Annotated in this window: 8 protein-coding genes and 2 tRNA genes; 3 read left to right on the top strand and 7 right to left on the bottom strand. The window is 62.1% G+C overall.

Going from position 1 to position 17,417, the window contains the following annotated elements:
• Positions 1 to 113: 113 nt before the first annotated feature.
• Positions 114 to 932 (top strand): inositol monophosphatase family protein, encoded by an 819-nt coding sequence (locus D571_RS0110235; protein ID WP_018936593.1) that lies wholly within the window; start codon positions 114 to 116, stop codon positions 930 to 932.
• A gap of 75 nt (positions 933 to 1,007) precedes the next feature.
• On the opposite strand, the gene secF is transcribed toward D571_RS0110235, so the two are convergent.
• From secF to queA, 5 genes are read right to left on the bottom strand one after another with little or no spacing between them, the layout of a single operon-like run.
• Positions 1,008 to 1,961: a protein translocase subunit SecF gene (gene secF / locus D571_RS0110230; protein ID WP_018936592.1), complete on the bottom strand. Its 954-nt coding sequence runs from the start codon at positions 1,959 to 1,961 to the stop codon at positions 1,008 to 1,010.
• A 16-nt stretch (positions 1,962 to 1,977) separates the two neighbouring features.
• Positions 1,978 to 3,843, bottom strand: a complete 1,866-nt coding sequence (gene secD / locus D571_RS0110225; RefSeq protein WP_018936591.1) for a protein translocase subunit SecD — start codon at positions 3,841 to 3,843, stop codon at positions 1,978 to 1,980.
• Positions 3,844 to 3,856: 13 nt separating this feature from the next.
• Positions 3,857 to 4,186: a preprotein translocase subunit YajC gene (gene yajC, locus D571_RS0110220; RefSeq protein WP_018936590.1), complete on the bottom strand. Its 330-nt coding sequence runs from the start codon at positions 4,184 to 4,186 to the stop codon at positions 3,857 to 3,859.
• A gap of 48 nt (positions 4,187 to 4,234) precedes the next feature.
• The gene (gene tgt / locus D571_RS0110215) at positions 4,235 to 5,350 is read right to left on the bottom strand and encodes a tRNA guanosine(34) transglycosylase Tgt (RefSeq protein ID WP_018936589.1); all 1,116 of its coding nucleotides are present in this window, start codon (positions 5,348 to 5,350) and stop codon (positions 4,235 to 4,237) included.
• Entirely contained in the window at positions 5,340 to 6,425 is a 1,086-nt protein-coding gene (gene queA, locus D571_RS0110210; RefSeq protein WP_018936588.1) for a tRNA preQ1(34) S-adenosylmethionine ribosyltransferase-isomerase QueA, read from the bottom strand. Before queA ends, tgt begins: the two co-directional genes overlap by 11 nt.
• A 90-nt stretch (positions 6,426 to 6,515) precedes the next feature.
• On the opposite strand from queA, the gene D571_RS0110205 reads away from it, so the two are divergent.
• Both D571_RS0110205 and D571_RS0110200 read left to right on the top strand, forming a co-directional pair.
• A tRNA-Leu gene (locus tag D571_RS0110205) sits at positions 6,516 to 6,600 on the top strand.
• Between the two features lies 1 nt (position 6,601).
• Positions 6,602 to 6,677 (top strand) — tRNA-Thr (locus D571_RS0110200).
• 138 nt (positions 6,678 to 6,815) lie between these two features.
• Here D571_RS0110200 and D571_RS0110195 read toward each other — a convergent pair.
• The gene (locus D571_RS0110195; protein WP_369773861.1) at positions 6,816 to 8,204 is read right to left on the bottom strand and encodes a TolC family outer membrane protein; all 1,389 of its coding nucleotides are present in this window, start codon (positions 8,202 to 8,204) and stop codon (positions 6,816 to 6,818) included.
• A gap of 148 nt (positions 8,205 to 8,352) precedes the next feature.
• The gene (locus tag D571_RS13720) at positions 8,353 to 17,325 is read right to left on the bottom strand and encodes an Ig-like domain-containing protein (RefSeq protein WP_156815774.1); all 8,973 of its coding nucleotides are present in this window, start codon (positions 17,323 to 17,325) and stop codon (positions 8,353 to 8,355) included.
• Positions 17,326 to 17,417: the final 92 nt, after the last annotated feature.

Below are 17,417 nucleotides of genomic sequence, written 5' to 3'. Positions count from 1 at the left end.
CGGCACGGGCGCGACCCTTCCAAACCCCCCGTGCCTTGTGTATCGTTCGCCACCTTCGGGGGCGTCCGTTTGCCGCGCCCGGTTCCTTCCCAAGCGATGTTCGGAGAGCCCTCATGCACCCCATGCTGAATACGGCGGTATCGGCGGCCCGCGCGGCCGGACGCATCACCACCCGCGCCTGGGGCCGGCCGGACCGGGTCAACACCCGCGAGAAGGCCCGCAACGACTGGGTCAGCGATGTCGACGTGAACGCCGAGCAGGCGATCGTTCAGACCCTGAAGAAGGCCTACCCGGACCATGCGATCCTCGCCGAGGAAGGGGGCAACCAGCCGGGGGCCACCGGCGCCGACCACGAATGGATCATCGACCCGCTGGACGGCACCACCAACTACCTGCGCGAGATCCCGCAGTACGCGGTGTCCATCGCCCTGCGGCAGAAAGGCCGGCTGGAACACGCGGTGGTCTACGACCCGCTCAAGGAAGAACTGTTCACCGCCACCCGCGGAGCCGGCGCCTTTCTCAACAACCGGCGCATCCGCGTCGCACAGCGCAAGGACCTCTCCGGCGCGCTGCTGGGGACCGGGATCCCGTTCCGCGAGGGACAGGACCTGGAGCGCTACCTGCGCACCCTGCGCCACCTGATCCCGGGCACGGCCGGCATCCGGCGCCCGGGATCCGCGGCACTGGACCTGGCGTGGGTCGCCTGCGGCCGGTTCGACGGGTTCTGGGAGATGGGTCTGCAACCCTGGGACATGGCGGCCGGCCTGCTGCTGGTGCAGGAAGCCGGCGGGCTCACCAGCGACTGGCAGGGCGGCAACGACATCTTCCGCAAGGGGGACGTCGTGGCCGGCAACCCCAAGGTCCTAAAGGCCATGCTGCAGCGGCTGCACGCCGCCGAGAACGAGGGACGCAGCGCCGGCGACGGGACCTGAGCGCCCGCGCTCGCCACACAAGGCAACGGCGCGCCGGGCGGCGATCGATCGCCGCCCGGCATCACCGCACCCCGATCAGGGCGTGGAATCCTCCTCGTCCGCCCCTTCCCGCTTCACCGGAAGCAGGACCTGACGGTCCACGCCCAGCATCAGCGCCGCGGTGGCCGCGATGAAGATCGAGGAGTAGGTCCCCACCAGCACACCGATGATCAGCGCCACCGAGAAGTTCTGCAGCGCCGCACCGCCCAGGAAGAACAGCGCGAACAGCACCAGCAGGGTCGTCATACTGGTCACGATGGTGCGCGCCAGGGTCTTGTTGACCGCGTTGTTCATCACGAACTCGGTCCCCTGCTTGCGCAATATGCGGAAGTTCTCGCGTATTCGGTCGTAGACCACGATGGTGTCATTGAGCGAATACCCGATCACCGCCAGGATCGCTGCCAGCACGCCCAGATCGAACTCCAACTGCAGCAGGGAAAAGATCCCAAGAGTGATCACCACGTCGTGGACCAGCGCCAGCACCGACCCCGCCGCGAAACGCCACTCGAAGCGCACCGCGACATAGATCAGGATGCCCGCCAGGGCGTACAGCATCGCCAGGCCGCCCTGCTCCCGCAGTTCCTCGCCCACCGACGGGCCGACAAAGTCCACCCGTCGCAGGTCGGCACCCTCGGGGCCACCGGCCTCCAGCAGCTGCATCACCTGATTCGACAGCGCGGCCTCGTCGACATCCTCGTCTTCGCTCGGCGGCAGACGGATCAGCACGTCGCGGGCGGTACCGAAGGTCTGCACCTGGGCCCCTTCGAACCCGCCCTCGGTGATGACCTCGCGGATCGGATCCAGCTCCACGGCCTCGGGGTAACCGACCTCGACCAGGGTGCCCCCGGTGAAGTCGATCCCGAAGTTGATGCCGCGCGTGGCCAGCATCACCAGCGACAGGATGATCAGCACCGCCGAGATCACCAGCGTGACCCGGCGCTTGCCCAGGAAGTCGATGTTGGACTCGGCGAAATTGAGATGCGGCAGCATTCCGCGGCTCCCGGACTTAGATGGAAATACGGGCCAGCCGCGGCTGGCGTCCGTACGTCAGATTGACAATGGCGCGCGTCACCACGATCGCGGTGAACATCGAGGCGATGATCCCGATCGACAGGGTGATGGCGAAGCCCTTGATCGGGCCGGTACCGAAGATGAACAGCACCACGGCGGCGATCAGGGTCGTCACGTTGGCGTCGGCGATGGTGGTCAGCGCGCGGTCGTAGCCCGAGGCGATCGCCGCCTGCGGTGACATGCCGTTGCGCAGCTCCTCGCGTATGCGCTCGAAGATCAGCACGTTCGCATCGACGGCCATGCCCACCGTCAGCACGATCCCGGCGATACCCGGCAACGTCAGCGTCGCCTGCAGCATCGACAGCACCGAAACGATGAACACCAGGTTGAGGGCCAGTGCGACGTTGGCGACCACACCGAACACCCGGTAGTACAGGATCATGAACAGCATCACAAGGATGAAGCCGATGATCACCGACTGGATCCCGCGATCGATGTTCTCCTGACCCAGGCTCGGGCCAACGGTGCGCTCCTCGACGATGGACATCGGAGCGGCCAGCGCCCCGGCCCGCAGCAGCAGCGCGAGGTTGCGCGCCTCGGTCGTGCTCTCCAGGCCGCTGATCTGGAAGCGGCCGCCCAGCGGCTCGTTGATGCGCGCGACGTTGATGACCTCCTCGCTCTGCGAGGTCCGCATCACCGTCTCGCCCTCCTCTTCCTCGGTCTCGATGATGGTCTCGATGAAGACCGTCGCCATCAGCCGGCCGACGTTGTCGGAAGTAACACGCGAGAACATCCGCGCGCCCTGGCCGTCGAGATTGATGAACACGGCCGGACCGCCGGTGTCGTCGGCGATCCCGGACGAGGCATCGGTGATGAACTCGCCGGTCAGCATGACCTGACGCTGCAGCAGCACGGGCGTGCCGTCACGTTCCTCGTAGAGCCGCGTCCCGGACGGGATATCGCCGGTCTCGCGGGCCTCCATCGGGTCGCCACTCTCGGACACCAGGCGGAACTCGAGGGTCGCGGTAGCCCCGAGGATCTCCTTCGCACGTGCGGTGTCCTGCACGCCGGGCAGCTGCACCACGATGCGATGCTCGCCCTGCTGGGCAATCAGCGGCTCGGCTACGCCCAGCTCATCCACCCGGGTCCGCAGCGTGGAGATGTTCTGCTGCAGGGCCTGGCGGCGCAGTTCCGTCAGATGGTCTTCTTCGAGGGTCGCCACCAGCAGCCAGACATCGTCCTCCTGCCGAGCATCCCACTCCAGCTCGCCGCGATACTCGCGACCCAGAAAGCCCTCGGCCGCGTCCCGGTCGTCCGCACTGGCGAACTGGATGCGCAGCTCGTCGCCGCCGTCCTCGACCGACGAGAACGCGTAGCCCTCCTCGCGCAGGCGCGGCCGCAGCTCGTTGCTGTAGCGTTCGATGGCCGTGCCGATCACGGCGTCGAGATCGACTTCAAACAGGAAATGCACCCCGCCGCGCAGATCCAGACCCAGCGCCATCGGCTGCCCGTTGATGGCGCGCAGCCAATTGGGGGTGGCCGGGGCCATGTTCAGGGCCACGGTGTGATCGTCATCCAGCGCCCCACGCAGAACCTCGGCGGCCTGCTCCTGGTCTTCCGCCGATTCGAAGCGCAGCAGGAGCTGCCCCTCACGCCGCTCGGCGAGCATGGGGGACAGTCCCTGAGCGCCCAGCACGGTGCCGATGACACCCTCCATCTCCTCGTCGACCTCGCCCGCCATCGGGTTGTCGATCTGCACGGAAGGATCTTCGGGGAACAGGTTGGGGGCCGCGTACAGAAGCCCGACGGCGATGACCACGACGATCAGGGCGTACACCCACAGCGGAAAGGAGTTGCGCATCGGCTACGGACCTTCAGAGGTCTTTCAGGGAACCCTTGGGCATCACGGACTGCACCGACTGCTTCTGCACGGCGATGTTGACGCCGTCCGCCACGTCGACGCGGATGAAGTTCTCGCCCACTTCGGTGATCTTGCCGGCAATGCCGCCGTTGGTGACCACCTCGTCACCCTTCGACAGCGCCTCGACCATCGCGCGGTGTTCCTTGGCCCGCTTGCTCTGCGGCCGGATGATCAGGAAGTACATGATCGCAAAGAAGATGACGATCATGATCAGGAATTCGATCAGGCCACCACCGGCGGCCTGGCCTTCCTGCGCGTGGGCGGCGGAAATCAGGAAATCCATGCGGGTTCTCCGTTCAGCGATTCGATTCGGTTCAACAAGCGGCGCGAATTATGGCACAGCAGGCACGTCCATGCCGCGCCGGCCATAGAAATCCGCCACGAAGGCGTCCAGTGCCCCTTCGGCGATCGCCTCGCGCATCCCGCGCATCAGGTCCTGGTAGAAATGCAGGTTGTGCGTGGTCGCCAGCCGCGAGCCGAGGATCTCGTTGCATTTGTCGAGATGCTTGAGATAGGCCCGCGAGTAATTGCGGCAGGTGTAGCACCCGCATTCGGGGTCGATCGGCCCGGTATCGTCGCGGAACCGCGCGTTGCGGATCCGCAGCACGCCCTCGCGTGTGTAGAGAAAGCCGTTGCGCGCGTTGCGGGTTGGCATCACGCAGTCGAACATGTCCACCCCGCGGCGCACCGCCTCCACGATATCTTCCGGCCGCCCCACCCCCATCAGATAACGCGGCTGCTCCACCGGCAGTTCCGGCAGGGTCACGTCCAGGGTGGTCAGGCGTTCGTCCTCCGGTTCGCCCACCGACAGCCCGCCGATGGCGTAGCCGTCGAAGCCGATCGAGCGCAGTCCGGCCGCCGACTCCCGGCGCAGCTCGGGGATCATGCCCCCCTGCACGATCCCGAACAGCGCTGCCGGGTTGTCGCCGTGGGCCTGACGCGAGCGGTCCGCCCAGCGCAGCGAGAGCTCCATGGAGCGGCGCGCCTCGTCATATGTGGCCGGGTACGGCGTGCATTCGTCGAAGATCATCACGATGTCCGAGCCCAGCTCACGCTGGACCTGCATCGACGACTCGGGCGTCATCAGCACCTTCGAGCCGTCCACCGGCGACTGGAAGCGCACGCCCTCCTCCGTGATCTTGCGCATCTCGGCCAGGGAGAAGACCTGAAAACCGCCCGAATCCGTGAGGATCGGCCCCTCCCAGTGCATGAAATCATGCAGATCGCCATGCGCCCGAATGATCTCCGTCCCCGGACGCAGCATCAGATGGAAGGTGTTGCCGAGGATGATCTGCGCCCCCAGCCCGGTGAGCTCCTCCGGGGTCATCGCCTTGACCGTCCCGTAGGTGCCCACCGGCATGAAAGCCGGCGTCTCGACCTCTCCGCGCGGGAAGGTCAGCCGGCCGCGCCGGGCCGCCCCGTCGCTGCCCAGATGTTCAAACTGCATCGGAAGCCTCCGCGCTCGGCGGCCGATCGTCCGGATCGCCGGGTGCCAGCCACATCGCGTCCCCGTAACTGAAGAAACGGTAGCGCTGCGACACCGCGTGTGCGTAGGCCGCAAACAGACGGCGATATCCGGCAAACGCCGAGACCAGCATCAGCAGCGTGCTCTGCGGCAGATGAAAATTGGTGATCATGCGATCGACCACGCGGAAGCGATAGCCCGGCTGGATGAACAGCCGGGTATCGCCCGTGAAGGGCGCCAGCTCGCCACCCGCCGCGGCCGATTCCAGCGCACGCACGCAGGTCGTGCCCACCGCCACCACCCGGCCGCCACGCTCGCGGCAGCGCGCGACCGCCGCACACAGCTCAGGCGACACCTCCAGCCATTCGGCATGCATCTCGTGGTCGGCCGTGTCTTCGACTTTCACCGGCTGAAAAGTTCCCGCCCCGACATGCAGCGTGACCGACGCGGTTTCCACACCGCTCTCGCGCAGCCCCCGCAGCAGCGCATCGTCAAAATGCAGCCCGGCGGTCGGCGCCGCCACCGCCCCTTCTCGCCGCGCGAACACCGTCTGGTACCGCGTGGCGTCCTCCTGCTCCGGCGCGCGTTCGATATACGGCGGCAGCGGCACCTGACCATGGACATGCAGCAGGGCCGGCAGATCCTGCTCGCCTGCCTTTCCTTCGCCGCACAGCGCCAGGCGGAAGAACGCCCCCTCGCGCCCGGTCACCTCCACCTCGAAGGCCCCGTCCGCCAGCTGCAGCCGGGTTCCGGCAGCGGGTGCCCGGCTCGCCCGCACCATCGCCAGCGCTTCGCGCCCGCCTTCCAGCACGCGCTCGAACAGGACCTCCACCCGGCCGCCGCTCGCCTTCTGCCCGAACACCCGCGCCGGGATCACCCGCGTGTCATTGAGGACCAGCAGATCGCCCGGACGCAGCCAGCGCCCGATGTCCGAGAACACGGCATCCTCGGGCTCCTCGCCCTCCAGGACCAGCAGGCGGGACCCGGTGCGCTCCGGCAACGGATCCTGCGCGATCAGCTCGGACGGGAGCTCGTAATCAAAATCGGCAACTCGCATGGCGCGCGATCCTACCATGCCCCGGCTCGCGGGATACCGCTCGGCCGTATTGCCACATCCCCTGCGTGCGCTACACTACGGGCGCTGCACGCCGGGATGGTGGAATTGGTATACACGGCGCACTCAAAATGCGCTGGCTTCGGCCTTGTGGGTTCGAGTCCCACTCCCGGCACCAGGCCGGTGTAGCTCAGCTGGTAGAGCGTCTGATTTGTAATCAGAGGGTCGCAGGTTCGACTCCTGTCACCGGCTCCATTTTTTCAACGACTTACAGGGAACAGGCAGCCAGCGCTCAGGACCGTTCACGGGTTGGTGACATCCGCCGCAATCAGGCTCCAGCGGCGTCACCTCAACCGGCGGATGCAATGGCTACATTGCGGCCGCGCCGAGCTCTCAGCGCATTGCCTCGACCGCCTCGGCCGGGCACACCCCTTCGATCGACACTTCACCATTACGCATCCCCAGATCCTCCGGATCCGGCATGTCGGAACGCGCGATGTCGAGATATTCCAGCAGATCGCCCATGGTCGACAGGGCGCGCGCCTTTGCGATCTCCAGATCGTGCTGCGCGTTGACCAGCGCACGACTCGCATCGAAGAATTCGTTTTCCGTATCCAGCACGTCCAACAGGCTGCGTTCGCCGATCTCGAACTGCTGACGATAAGCGACCCGAACCTCTTCCGAAGAATCCCGATGCTGGCGCAGGTGTTCCACCTGATCCGACAGCGCTTCGATGTTGTTATAGGCCACGGTGATGTCCTGCCGAACGTTGCGGCAGGCCGTGCCCTGTTCTTCCACCGAGCGGTGGAACTCTTCGGTGAACTGCCCCAGACGCGCACGGTCGCTCCCACCGCGATACAGATTGAAATTGAGGACCAGCCGCGCGCTGGTGTCGCTCACGGTGCTATCCGCGAAATCCATCGTGTCGTTCGCCCACGACTGGCTGGCCTGAAACTCCAGATTCGGATGGAAGGCGGAGCGCCCGACACGTCGCTGTTCCTGTGCCGCATCCACGTTGTGGCGGGCGGCAAACATGGCCGGGCTGGTCATCAGGGCCTCTTCCAGCGCCCTCTCGCGCCCCTGCGGCAGTACGTCCTCATCAAAGATCCCTGCCAGCGGCACCTCACCTGGATCCGGAGCCTGCCCCACCACGCGCTGATAGCGCGCACTCACGTCGTGCAGGTTGGCCCGTTCCGTCGTCAGATTCGAGCGAGCTAGAGCCAGGCGACCGGCCGCCTGCTCCAGATCGGCACCGCGCCCAACGCCCGTTTCGCGCTGTTCCAGCAACCGTTCATGGATCGCCTCGTGTGCCTCGAAGTTGCGTTCCGCCAGATCCACCAGCTTGCGCTGACGCTGCACATCAGCGAACGCCCGCAGCGCCTCCAGCGCCGTTTCTTCCGCACTCTCGCGGAACTCGAAATAGCGAACCAGCTTGATCTCGCCCATGCGATCCGTCCGGCCACGGGTTTCCAGCCCGTCCCAGAGCATCTGTGTCAGCGTGATGCTGGCCCCATGCGGATTGCGGCTGAACCGGTCCCGATCGCTTGAATTCTGCGTCTCGTACCCGGTATAGGCGTTCAGATCCACCCGCGGGCGAAACCCGCCGCGCTCCACGTCCTGTTCGCGCTCCGTAGCCAGAAAGTTGTGCCACTCGGTCTGCACCTCCGGGTTCTCCGACACGGCCTCGACAATTGCCGCGCGCAGCGGTTGTGGGATATCCGTCGAGCCTGCAACCGCCCGGTCCCCCGCCTGCAGGCCGCCTGTTCCGCCTGCCAGGACCAAAGCCGTCGCTGACGCCAGCAGCGTGGGGCCGGCGATTACGTTCCGGAGTTTTTGCTTCGAAAGCACTGGTTTTCTCCCTTGATGATTCAACAATTCGCAAACGACCGGGAACCGCCCGGCAGTCGGGCGGTTCACTCTGGGTCGGGGGTTATTGGTCGATGGTGACGTCTTGGAGTTTGACGTCGATCTCAGACTGGATGTGCACAGTGGCGGAGTATTCGCCCCAAGTGGCCTCGTACACTTTGAACCCATCCTTGTCGGCACCGCTGTCCTTTTTCCAGTTCACTGCCTTTTCTTCAGGCTCGCCGTTTTCGGGGTCATCAACCTCCTCACTCTGGCCTTTGAGCGCGACCTTGTCCTGGTCGGTGCCTAGAATCTCCAGCAGGTTCTTGTCATCGGTCATTTCGAGCACATCTTCCGGGCGCAATGCATCCAGCTTATTGCTGCCGCTGTTCGTCAGGTCGAAGATCTCGATGTTGTCGAATTTGGCGTAGTCATCCTTTTCCAGGTCGTTGTTGAACTGCAACAGGATGGTGTCCTTCCCCCCAAGAGCATCGATGGCCTCCCCGCTGTAGAGCAGGGTGTCGTCACCTTCCGAAGGTGTAACCGGGCTGATCTCCAGACGCAGATCCTTGGAGGCGGTGAATTCCGGTTCTTCGTTCGGCTCGACTTCGTCATCGAAGTTATTCGGCTCCACCGTCTTGCCGCGCACCTCGCCACCATCCGTGACCGCACTGTCGGCTTGCAGCACGTGCAGCCGGTTGATCATGTCCGAGGGCACGCCCTCGACGGTGTAGGTGTCTTCGTCCGAGTCGTATGCCCAGCTCGTATCCGCGCCGGGCGCCAGCTTCAGCTCAGCAGTGTCAGAGTCTGGCAGATAGAACGCCGCACCCTTGCCCAGCTCCCTGAACTCGAAGGTGGCCGTCTCGGACCCGGAGAAATCCTTCATGTCGGCGTTGAGATTGAGCCGCACCGGTTCGCCTTCGTCACCGAAGCTGGGGTTGGGGGAAATATCGATCCCGTCGGCCACGCCCTCCACGATCAGGTCAAATTCGGCACTCGTTTCTTTCGGTTCCAGACCTTCTTCACCGGAGAGCACCGTGAACCGTATGTCCTCGACCTTCTCCGATTTGTAGCGAGGCGGCTTGATGGCAATGTAGGTCGGCAACGCGCCCTCCTGGCTTACCGGGATGGACCACTTGTTGGTGCCTTCGCCGTCGGAGCCCGCGTTACTGGCCGAACTTGCGCTTTCCGCGTCCTCTCCGTGCACTACGGTGTAGCCGTTGGGGACCTTCTCGAAGAAGGCGGCCTGGACCCGTTCCGATTCATCGTTCAGCTCGAGATTTTCCACGTCGATCTCGATCGGATCGTCTCGGTCTTCGCCGTCGCGTTCCAGCCCAGAGGTATCACCGACGATGAAATCATCGGCCAGCCCGCTGTTAACCGGAGCGATGTCGAAACTTTCACTGCTGGACGTGGTTTCGATGTTCTCGGCGTTCTCTTCACGACCGGCGACGGTCACGTGCACGTCGACGCTGCCGGAGGCGTACTGAGCCGAGCGATAGGTCAAGCCCTCGAGGCTGGCCTTGCCGTCATCGTTCAGCTCTACACCGTCGAGAACGAAGTAGGTCTCGTCATCCTCCAGCCACTCGGCATCTTCACCAAAGACTGTTTCCGTAATCTCCGAACCGTTCCAGAGCAGGGCGCCTTCGTCGTCCATCCCGCCGTCATCGAGACGCACGAACACGGTGTCCGCAGGCTGTTCGTCCGCATTCAGCAGCTGCGCAAAGGCGCCATCGGCTGGATTGCTCAGGGAAACCTCGAGCTCCACGTCCCCGTCACGGCCGTCCGCTTCCTGTGCCTCCTCCGCATCACTCGGTACGGACACCGTCAACTCGAAGGCATCGGTGACTGGCTCAATGGTCACGTCCGGACCGATAGTGGTGGTGGCGATGTCCTCGTCCCCGCCAGGGGCGTAGGTGGTCAGCGTGGCATCGAATTCGAACTCACCCGGCTCAAGATTATTCTTGTTGGCGTCTTTCTGGGCCTGTACCCGAATCTCACCCAGAAGGTTCTCAAGCTCCTGCCGCCCGCCGGAGCGATGAGCGTAGTACACATCCTCGCCATCCACGGTGGTCTCGGTCATGCCCGAGATCGTGACGCCATCCGGCACATCGGTCAGGGTGATCGAAAAACTGCCATCCTCCTCCGGCTCGAAAAAGGCACCAGACACCAGTTCACCAAGCGCGATGGACTCGTCTTCGGTCATCTCCGCTTCCTGCGCCTCCCAGGAATCCTCCTCGATGGTCAACGGCGTCTGTTTATTGGCCTCGTCATCATTGAAGTCCTCGGCCACCTCAAGCTGCCACCCCACCGTGTCCCGTTCCCAGCCAGGCTGATCCTGCCCATTTACGGCCGCGTCCCGAGTCCATGCTGTAATCGCGATCTCTTCATCAAGGCCGGCCAGGCGATCTGCGTTCCCCTCCACTTTAAAGATGATGGTCTGTTCCACCGGCCACTCGTCCTGTCCTCCTTCGAACGTCTCCTCGACATTCAGCCGCCACTGACCGGTGGTGAGATCGGGATCATCGGCCGTGCCGGTGGTCTCGCCAATGAACTCGCCACCCTCGACAGTCACGCCCAACGGCACGTTGTCGATGACGAAGAACTCCAGCTTTTCGCTGCCATCGTGGTCGCGCTGATTATCCGCGTTTTCATCCTCCTCTTTCCGGAGCCGGACTGACACGTCTACGGAGCGGTTTTCCTCCACCTCGACACTCGTTGCCTCGGAGTCGTTATCCACCGAGGTCAGTTCCATTTCGACCGGATCCGTCACGGCTTCGATCGTGACGCTGTAATCATCCGCGAAGGTGTCAGTCACCGGATCCACATCGCCGTCGTACTCGTCCCAGGGCGACGCCTTGATGTCGTATTCCACATCGAAGGACAGACCATCGGCGGAGACGTTGGGCGCCCCCTTCACATACGTTTTGGTCAGGGCATCGCCGGTCAGCTCCAGCCAGCCGTCATCGCGCGTGACACCGTTGTCCCCATTATTGGCAGCCTCGCCAAGCGTCACCGCATCGCTGCCACTATCCAGATAAAGCTGGAAATTGTCCTCATCGATATCCTTCTCCCTGATCCGCACGGCCAGCAGTTCCTCGTTCTTCACCTCCGGACTGTTGCGCAGATCGAAGTTGAGCTTCTGGTATTCGTCCTCGTTGGCCGTCACGCTGGTGCGGATATCTGCCGTAGGCACGGGGGTCACATCCAGCTGCACGTCAGTGCTGTCATGGGTCTTCGAGTCACCGTCATCCTCGGTGGTGATAGGCGCTAGCTTGAAGCGCACCTCACCGCTGAAGTGCTCGGGTATCGAGAGTTCGACCTTCTCCAGCTTGCCCTCCAACTTGTCTCGAAGGCTCTCGATGGACTTCTCATCATTGAACTCCAGATCGAGCAGCCACTGCCGATCCGTCCCGGTTCCACCCAGTGAGGAAAGCCCCTCGCCGGCAAGACGGAAGTCACTCTCCAGCCCCTCCAGTCGAAGGGTAAGCTTCTCGGACCCGTCAGTGTCCTCCATCTCGAGACTTTGCGCGTCGATCAGCTTATTCAGCGAGACGGATTGGGCATCTGATTCCTCAGTAACCTGGTAATCCTCGATCGCGTCAACGGATGCCGGGTCGGCCACGCCTTCCACATTGACGCGAATACCCCGAGTCACGAGATCTTCTATACTCTTGAAAGAACCCGCGAAGCCCTCGAATTTGTCCACGACATCACCCGCCAACTTCAGGCTGAAATCGCGGTTGTCGTTGGGCGCGGTCTCCACCCGCAGGTCCTTCGAGGGATTAAAGTCTTCTATACTTACCGAGTTCTGGCCGCGCGCAAGGCCGCCATCTCCATCATCTTCCTTTTCAGCGTCGTCAAGATCGAGTTCATCCCCATCATAGAAGATCTTTGCGCCTTCCGGCACGCGCTCCAGCGTGATATTAAACGTCTCGTACGGATCAGCGGAGCCCAGGTCAATATCCAGATCAATCTTGCGTGTCTCTTCCTGCGAGCTTTCTTTCCCTGAAGTGCTGGAGATATTCAATGTAACATTGTCACTGGCATTGGGTTCGAACACGATCCCGGTCAGCAGGTATTTCCCATCCTCGCTGACGGCTTCCGATTCGGTGTCATCGTCTTCTTCACCCGGATCGACCGTTTTGGCCCGCACCTCGACTTCGAACTCGCCTGCCTGGAAGGCGCCAGCACGCATTTCAAGGGTGTCCAGGAACTCAACCGGCACGTCCACTGGTGTGCCGTTGTACGCCACCTCCCGGGTTTCACCATCTTCCTCCCAACGGAACCGCACGCCATCGGCGTTCTCACCTTGCCCCTTGACCAGATTCGGGGTCAGCTGGGCGTAGGTCGTTTCGCTCGGTTCATCCCCGTCGTCCCGGTTCAGGTAAGAACCATCCTCATTGCCCCAGCCTGTTTTGAGCGTGTCGTCGCCACTCAGGTCGTCCGTCTTTGACGTATCGTTCAGGTTGTACCATTCATCCTGCTTGACACCGACAGTTCCCGCCCCGTCTTCGTCCACGCTGTTGTCATACGCAATATCTTCTGGCGTCTCCACATCGCCGTCTTCCACCGTTCCGGCCACCGGCTGGACCTTGATGGGCAGTTTTACATCGAATGTGCCCTCGACAGAATCATCGACGGTACTGCCTTCAGGCGGGGTATCCTCCACCGTAACCTTCAGGTTCAGGTCAACATCCTCGCTGCGATACTCCGGTGCACGGATCGTGTACTCTCCCAGATCCTCTATGCCGTCTTCATCCTCAATCGTCAGGCTGAAGGGGCCGCCATTGTCTCCCTCGAGATCCTGCTCCTCTCGGTCTCCACCTTTACCCTTGAAGATTTTCCAGTCTTTGGGAATATCCTCAATAACGACTTTGGTAATCTTCTCTGTCTCTTGTACGTCACCGGGTTCCAGACCGTCGAGGAAGACCCGACCGTCCTGATCTGCGCCTTCCTCTCCGGGGCGATATTCGTCAATCTCGACCTGATCAAGGTCGTCGATTTCATTGGGAACAGGGGTCACCTGGAGGTCCAGATTCACCGAGTCTTCCTCAACATCCCCATCCGGGTCGTCCTCGTCCGGGTCGATGTCCTGTGCCTTCAGGGTGATGGTCGTGCCGGAAATATCACCGCTGAAATCGTCCGGCGGGGTGAGTTCCAGCGTCGGCAGGTCACGGGACTTACCGTCACCGAAGTCGCCCAGTGCACTGGAGGGAATCTCGATGTCACCATCGCTGCCGGCCGTATAGGTATTGTCGTTGACAGTGACGAAGGTTCCCTCCGCGGCACCCGAGATCTCGATCCAGCGGGTCTCGCTGCCGGTGAGATCGTCGAAATCGGCGGTCAGTAGGCGCGACAGGTCCAGCGGGCTATCTTCTTTCAGAGTGACTGTGGCTTTGCCCTCTTCGGGCTCCAGATCAACCTCTTCGATGTTCTCTTTCTGGTCGAGCTTGTTATCGTCGTTCAGCTCCAGCGTTACCGGATCCGTAACAGCCAATACAGTCACATTGACTGAGTCCTCGGAAGAACTCTTGAGCTTCTGTCCCTCTGGGTAATCATCGGGATCCAACGGATTGCCACTCCCATCTACTTCGTAGGAGGTTACGCTTCCGGTCACCTTGAAATTGGTCGCGTCGTGATCCGGACCACGGAGTTCCAGATTCTCGAAGTTTTCCTTGCTGATCCGGATGGCATCTGGGTACTTATTTTCCCAATTTTCGATATGGATATGGGTGTGGTCTTCCAGATATTCTTTGATCACGAACTGGACTGCACCGCTCTCATCAATTTCAACGTTACCGCCTTCGATTTCACCGTTCGTTACACCATCACCAGCAATGAGATCTCCGTCTTCATCCACTAACACCAGCTTGGCACCCTCACGGATGTCGCTCAGTTCGATGGCACCCAGGCGCTCGGCGCTGGCCTTGTCCTGGTCGCTTGGCACCGGCGCGTCGAAACCCAACGCCACCCGGGATTTGTCCTCGCCCCGACCCTTTACCGGGTCTTCGTCGACCGTGATTTCGGTTTCGGCCGCATTGAAATCGGGTTCGTCAGAGACCGGGTTAACGGTGACGGTAACAGCGATTTCTCGAGCCTCGCCGTCACCAGGGTCAAATCTGTAAATGAAGAAATCCTCGCCGCTGAAGTCCGGCCGCGGGGTGTAGGTGATCTTGCCGGTCTCGGCATCAATGGCAATGCCATCGGGGAGGTCGCCCTCTTCCTCCTCTTCGGATTGGCCGAATTCTGGCCCGTCCTTGATCTTGATGGTATCGTCGTTAGCCTTGGCTGGGGTCCGGAAGGAAAACTCCTTGTCCTCGTCCAGCTCGATGTCCCGGGTCTTGTCTACTACGTCATCCTCAACCGAGACGGTGAAGCTCCCGGAAACCGAATCCTTGCCTTCGTCGTACCCCTCTTCGTCCTCGCCGGCCTGTTCCTGAACCGTGAAGTCGAAAGGCAAGTCGGCTTTCTCTTCACCGATCGCCTGATCCAGAGGTCGCTTGAGGGTGAACTCGTAACCCGGCTCCGGGGCCTTGCCCTTCCGTGCATCGTCCAGGGACTGCTTGCGGTCGGTCAGTGAAACGGTGAAGACCTCGGCACCGTCTTCCTCGAAGTCTTGATCCGTGCTGGCGGTAAGCGTGCCGCCATCGTCACTGACCCGGAAATGGACGGTCTCGCCGCCGGCGGTGAAGCCTTCACCGTAGAGCGAGTCGCTGTCCTCGTCTGAGATATCATCAAAGCTGACCAGGAAGGGGTCATTGCCGGAGACATCGAGCTTTCCGGTTACCCTGGGGTCATTGCCTTCGGGATCGGGATCGGTACCGCTGGGGAGGTTGGCCTCGGCCACGGTGGCATCGTCAGTATCGCCGACCTCCGGTTCGGTGTCGGCAATTTGGATGTCCTTGGACGCGTGGTTTTCACTGACGCTGCCGTCGCCGTCGATCAGGTCGTATTCGAACGACTCGATGACCTCGTCCTCTCCGGCGTGATCGACGGTCTTCAGGACGCTGTAAGACCAGGTGCCGTCACTGCTTACGGTCAGCTCGCCGTACCTGGTATCAACCGTTTCCGTCTGAACGTAACCATCGACGTCAGCGGCATTGCCGACCTTAACGTCGGCCTCGTCGCCATCACGGTTGGTGTAATAGACTGTATGCACCACGGCCCCGTCGGCACCCGGGTTATCGTTGTTGAGCAGGTTGGTTCCTTCGAAGGCATCGTCTCCCTCGGTGACCTCCTGCTTGTCCTCAAGGTCCCTCGCGCTCGGTGCATCGTCCTCGATCGCGATTTCCAGTACGCCGGTGCGCACATCGTCCGCCGTGTCGGTCAGGCGCAGGTCAAGTGAATCAACGAACGGCTCGTCGTCGTCCACTTCCGAATGGTCTGCGGCTCGGGTCAGCTCAAAACGGTAATCCAGCGTGGCCGTGTCGCCGCTGTCGTCGTACCCGGTGATTTCCAGCGTGCCGTAATCGGTATCAAAATCGATCGGGTTATCTTTAGCGGCCTTTTTCAGCTGATCGTGATCGAAGCTCTCGCCATTCTCGCCGATCTGCAGCGTCTTCAGGTCTTCATTTTCGGCAAAGGTAAACGTCAGATTGCCGGAATCGGTACGAGCAACCTTGTCCGGGTTCGTACCGGCCGGCTGGTCGTCGCCATCTCCGGCGATACCGCTTTCCTCGACGGTGATGCGATCACCAAGCTCAAGAACGGGCACGAAACGGGTATCCGAATCGGTATTCCCCCAGGGATCGGTGGCCTTGGCCTTGATCTCGAAAAGTTCCTCTTCCAGTGGTTGGCCCGGCTCGAATGACCACTTCCCGCCTTCGTCTTCGTCTTCAACGACCTGGATGCTGTCGGCACCCGGGATGCGGGTCTCCTTGCCATCCGCTGCGACCTGATACAGCGAGATGGTTGCACCCGGTTCTCCGGTGCCGCTGATCACGTCTACCTTATCCGCGGTATCCGCCTCGATCGCCGTGATCTCCACCTCGGTCACGGTATCTTTCTGGATTTTGTTTTCGGTGGTGGCCGAATTTTCTGCGCTGTCCTTGGCTTCCAGCCTGACAGTCAGGGTGCCATCGTCCAAGCCTTCAAGGTTCGCGGTGGCGCTGAAAGTCCAATCGTCCTCGTCAATGGAGATATCGTCTTCCTGAACCTCTACTTCACCCCCTGCATCATCAGTAACTTCCAGCCTTACCACCGAACCACCGGCCGGAATCTGGCCACTGATCCGGACGTTTTCCAGATCGTCAATGGAGGCGAGGACGCCGTCGCCGCCGTCGCCATCGGGTTGGGCGTCATCGGTGATGGAGACATCAATCACACCCACGGTGACGGTGGCGGTGTCCGTGCCGCCCTGGCCGTCGCTGACGGTGTAGTCGAAGGTGACCTGGCCGTTACTGTCGGCAAAATTGAACTGGTCAGGGTCGGTCTCTGGGGTGAACTCCAGCTTGCCTTTGTTTTCACCCTCTTCAATCAGCTTGACCGTGCCGCCTTCGACCGGGATCTCGTCATCGGTCGGGATTTTTTCCCCGTCGACTTTGGCAACATGCAGGTCATCGCCGTCCGGGTCGCTGTCATTGTCCAGTACGTCGAGAATGATCGGCTTGTCCACCGACGTGATATCGGTGACGTTTTCTGCCACCGGCGCGGCGTTAATGGTGTGGTCGTCACCAGAACCCTTGTTGCCCGCCTTGTCGGTGTAGTCGTCGTCTTCTACCTTGACTCGGATGGACTCGCCGCCCGCAGCGGTAAACTCGGCTGTCCAGGTTTCGTCATCGTCGGTGCTGAGGCTATCCCCAACCAGATCGCCGCCTTCGACTTGGATGTCGCCCTCGGTGAAACCAGTGACGGGTTCACTGAACTTGAAGGTCAGTGTGGTGGTTTCATCACCAGCCAGCGTGTCTTTATCGGAAGTAATTTCGAGTGTGGGCGCCGTGGTGTCCACCTTGATGCTGTCTTCACCTTCACTGCCCCGGTTGCCCGCCTCGTCGGCGTAGCTCTCACCCGGAATGCTCGCACTGGCCTCGCCATTGAACTCCTCGGCGGGCACCACCGTGCCCGTCCAGCGCGTCGGATCGCCACCGTCCTGCTCCAGATCTCCGACCCGCTCCAGACCTTCCAGCTGCAGAAGCTCGGCGACATCCT

It is taken from the genome of Thioalkalivibrio sp. ALJ24, from assembly GCF_000377785.1.
In the GTDB taxonomy this organism is placed as follows: domain Bacteria; phylum Pseudomonadota; class Gammaproteobacteria; order Ectothiorhodospirales; family Ectothiorhodospiraceae; genus Thioalkalivibrio.
This window is presented reverse-complemented; position numbering and strand designations above follow the sequence as displayed.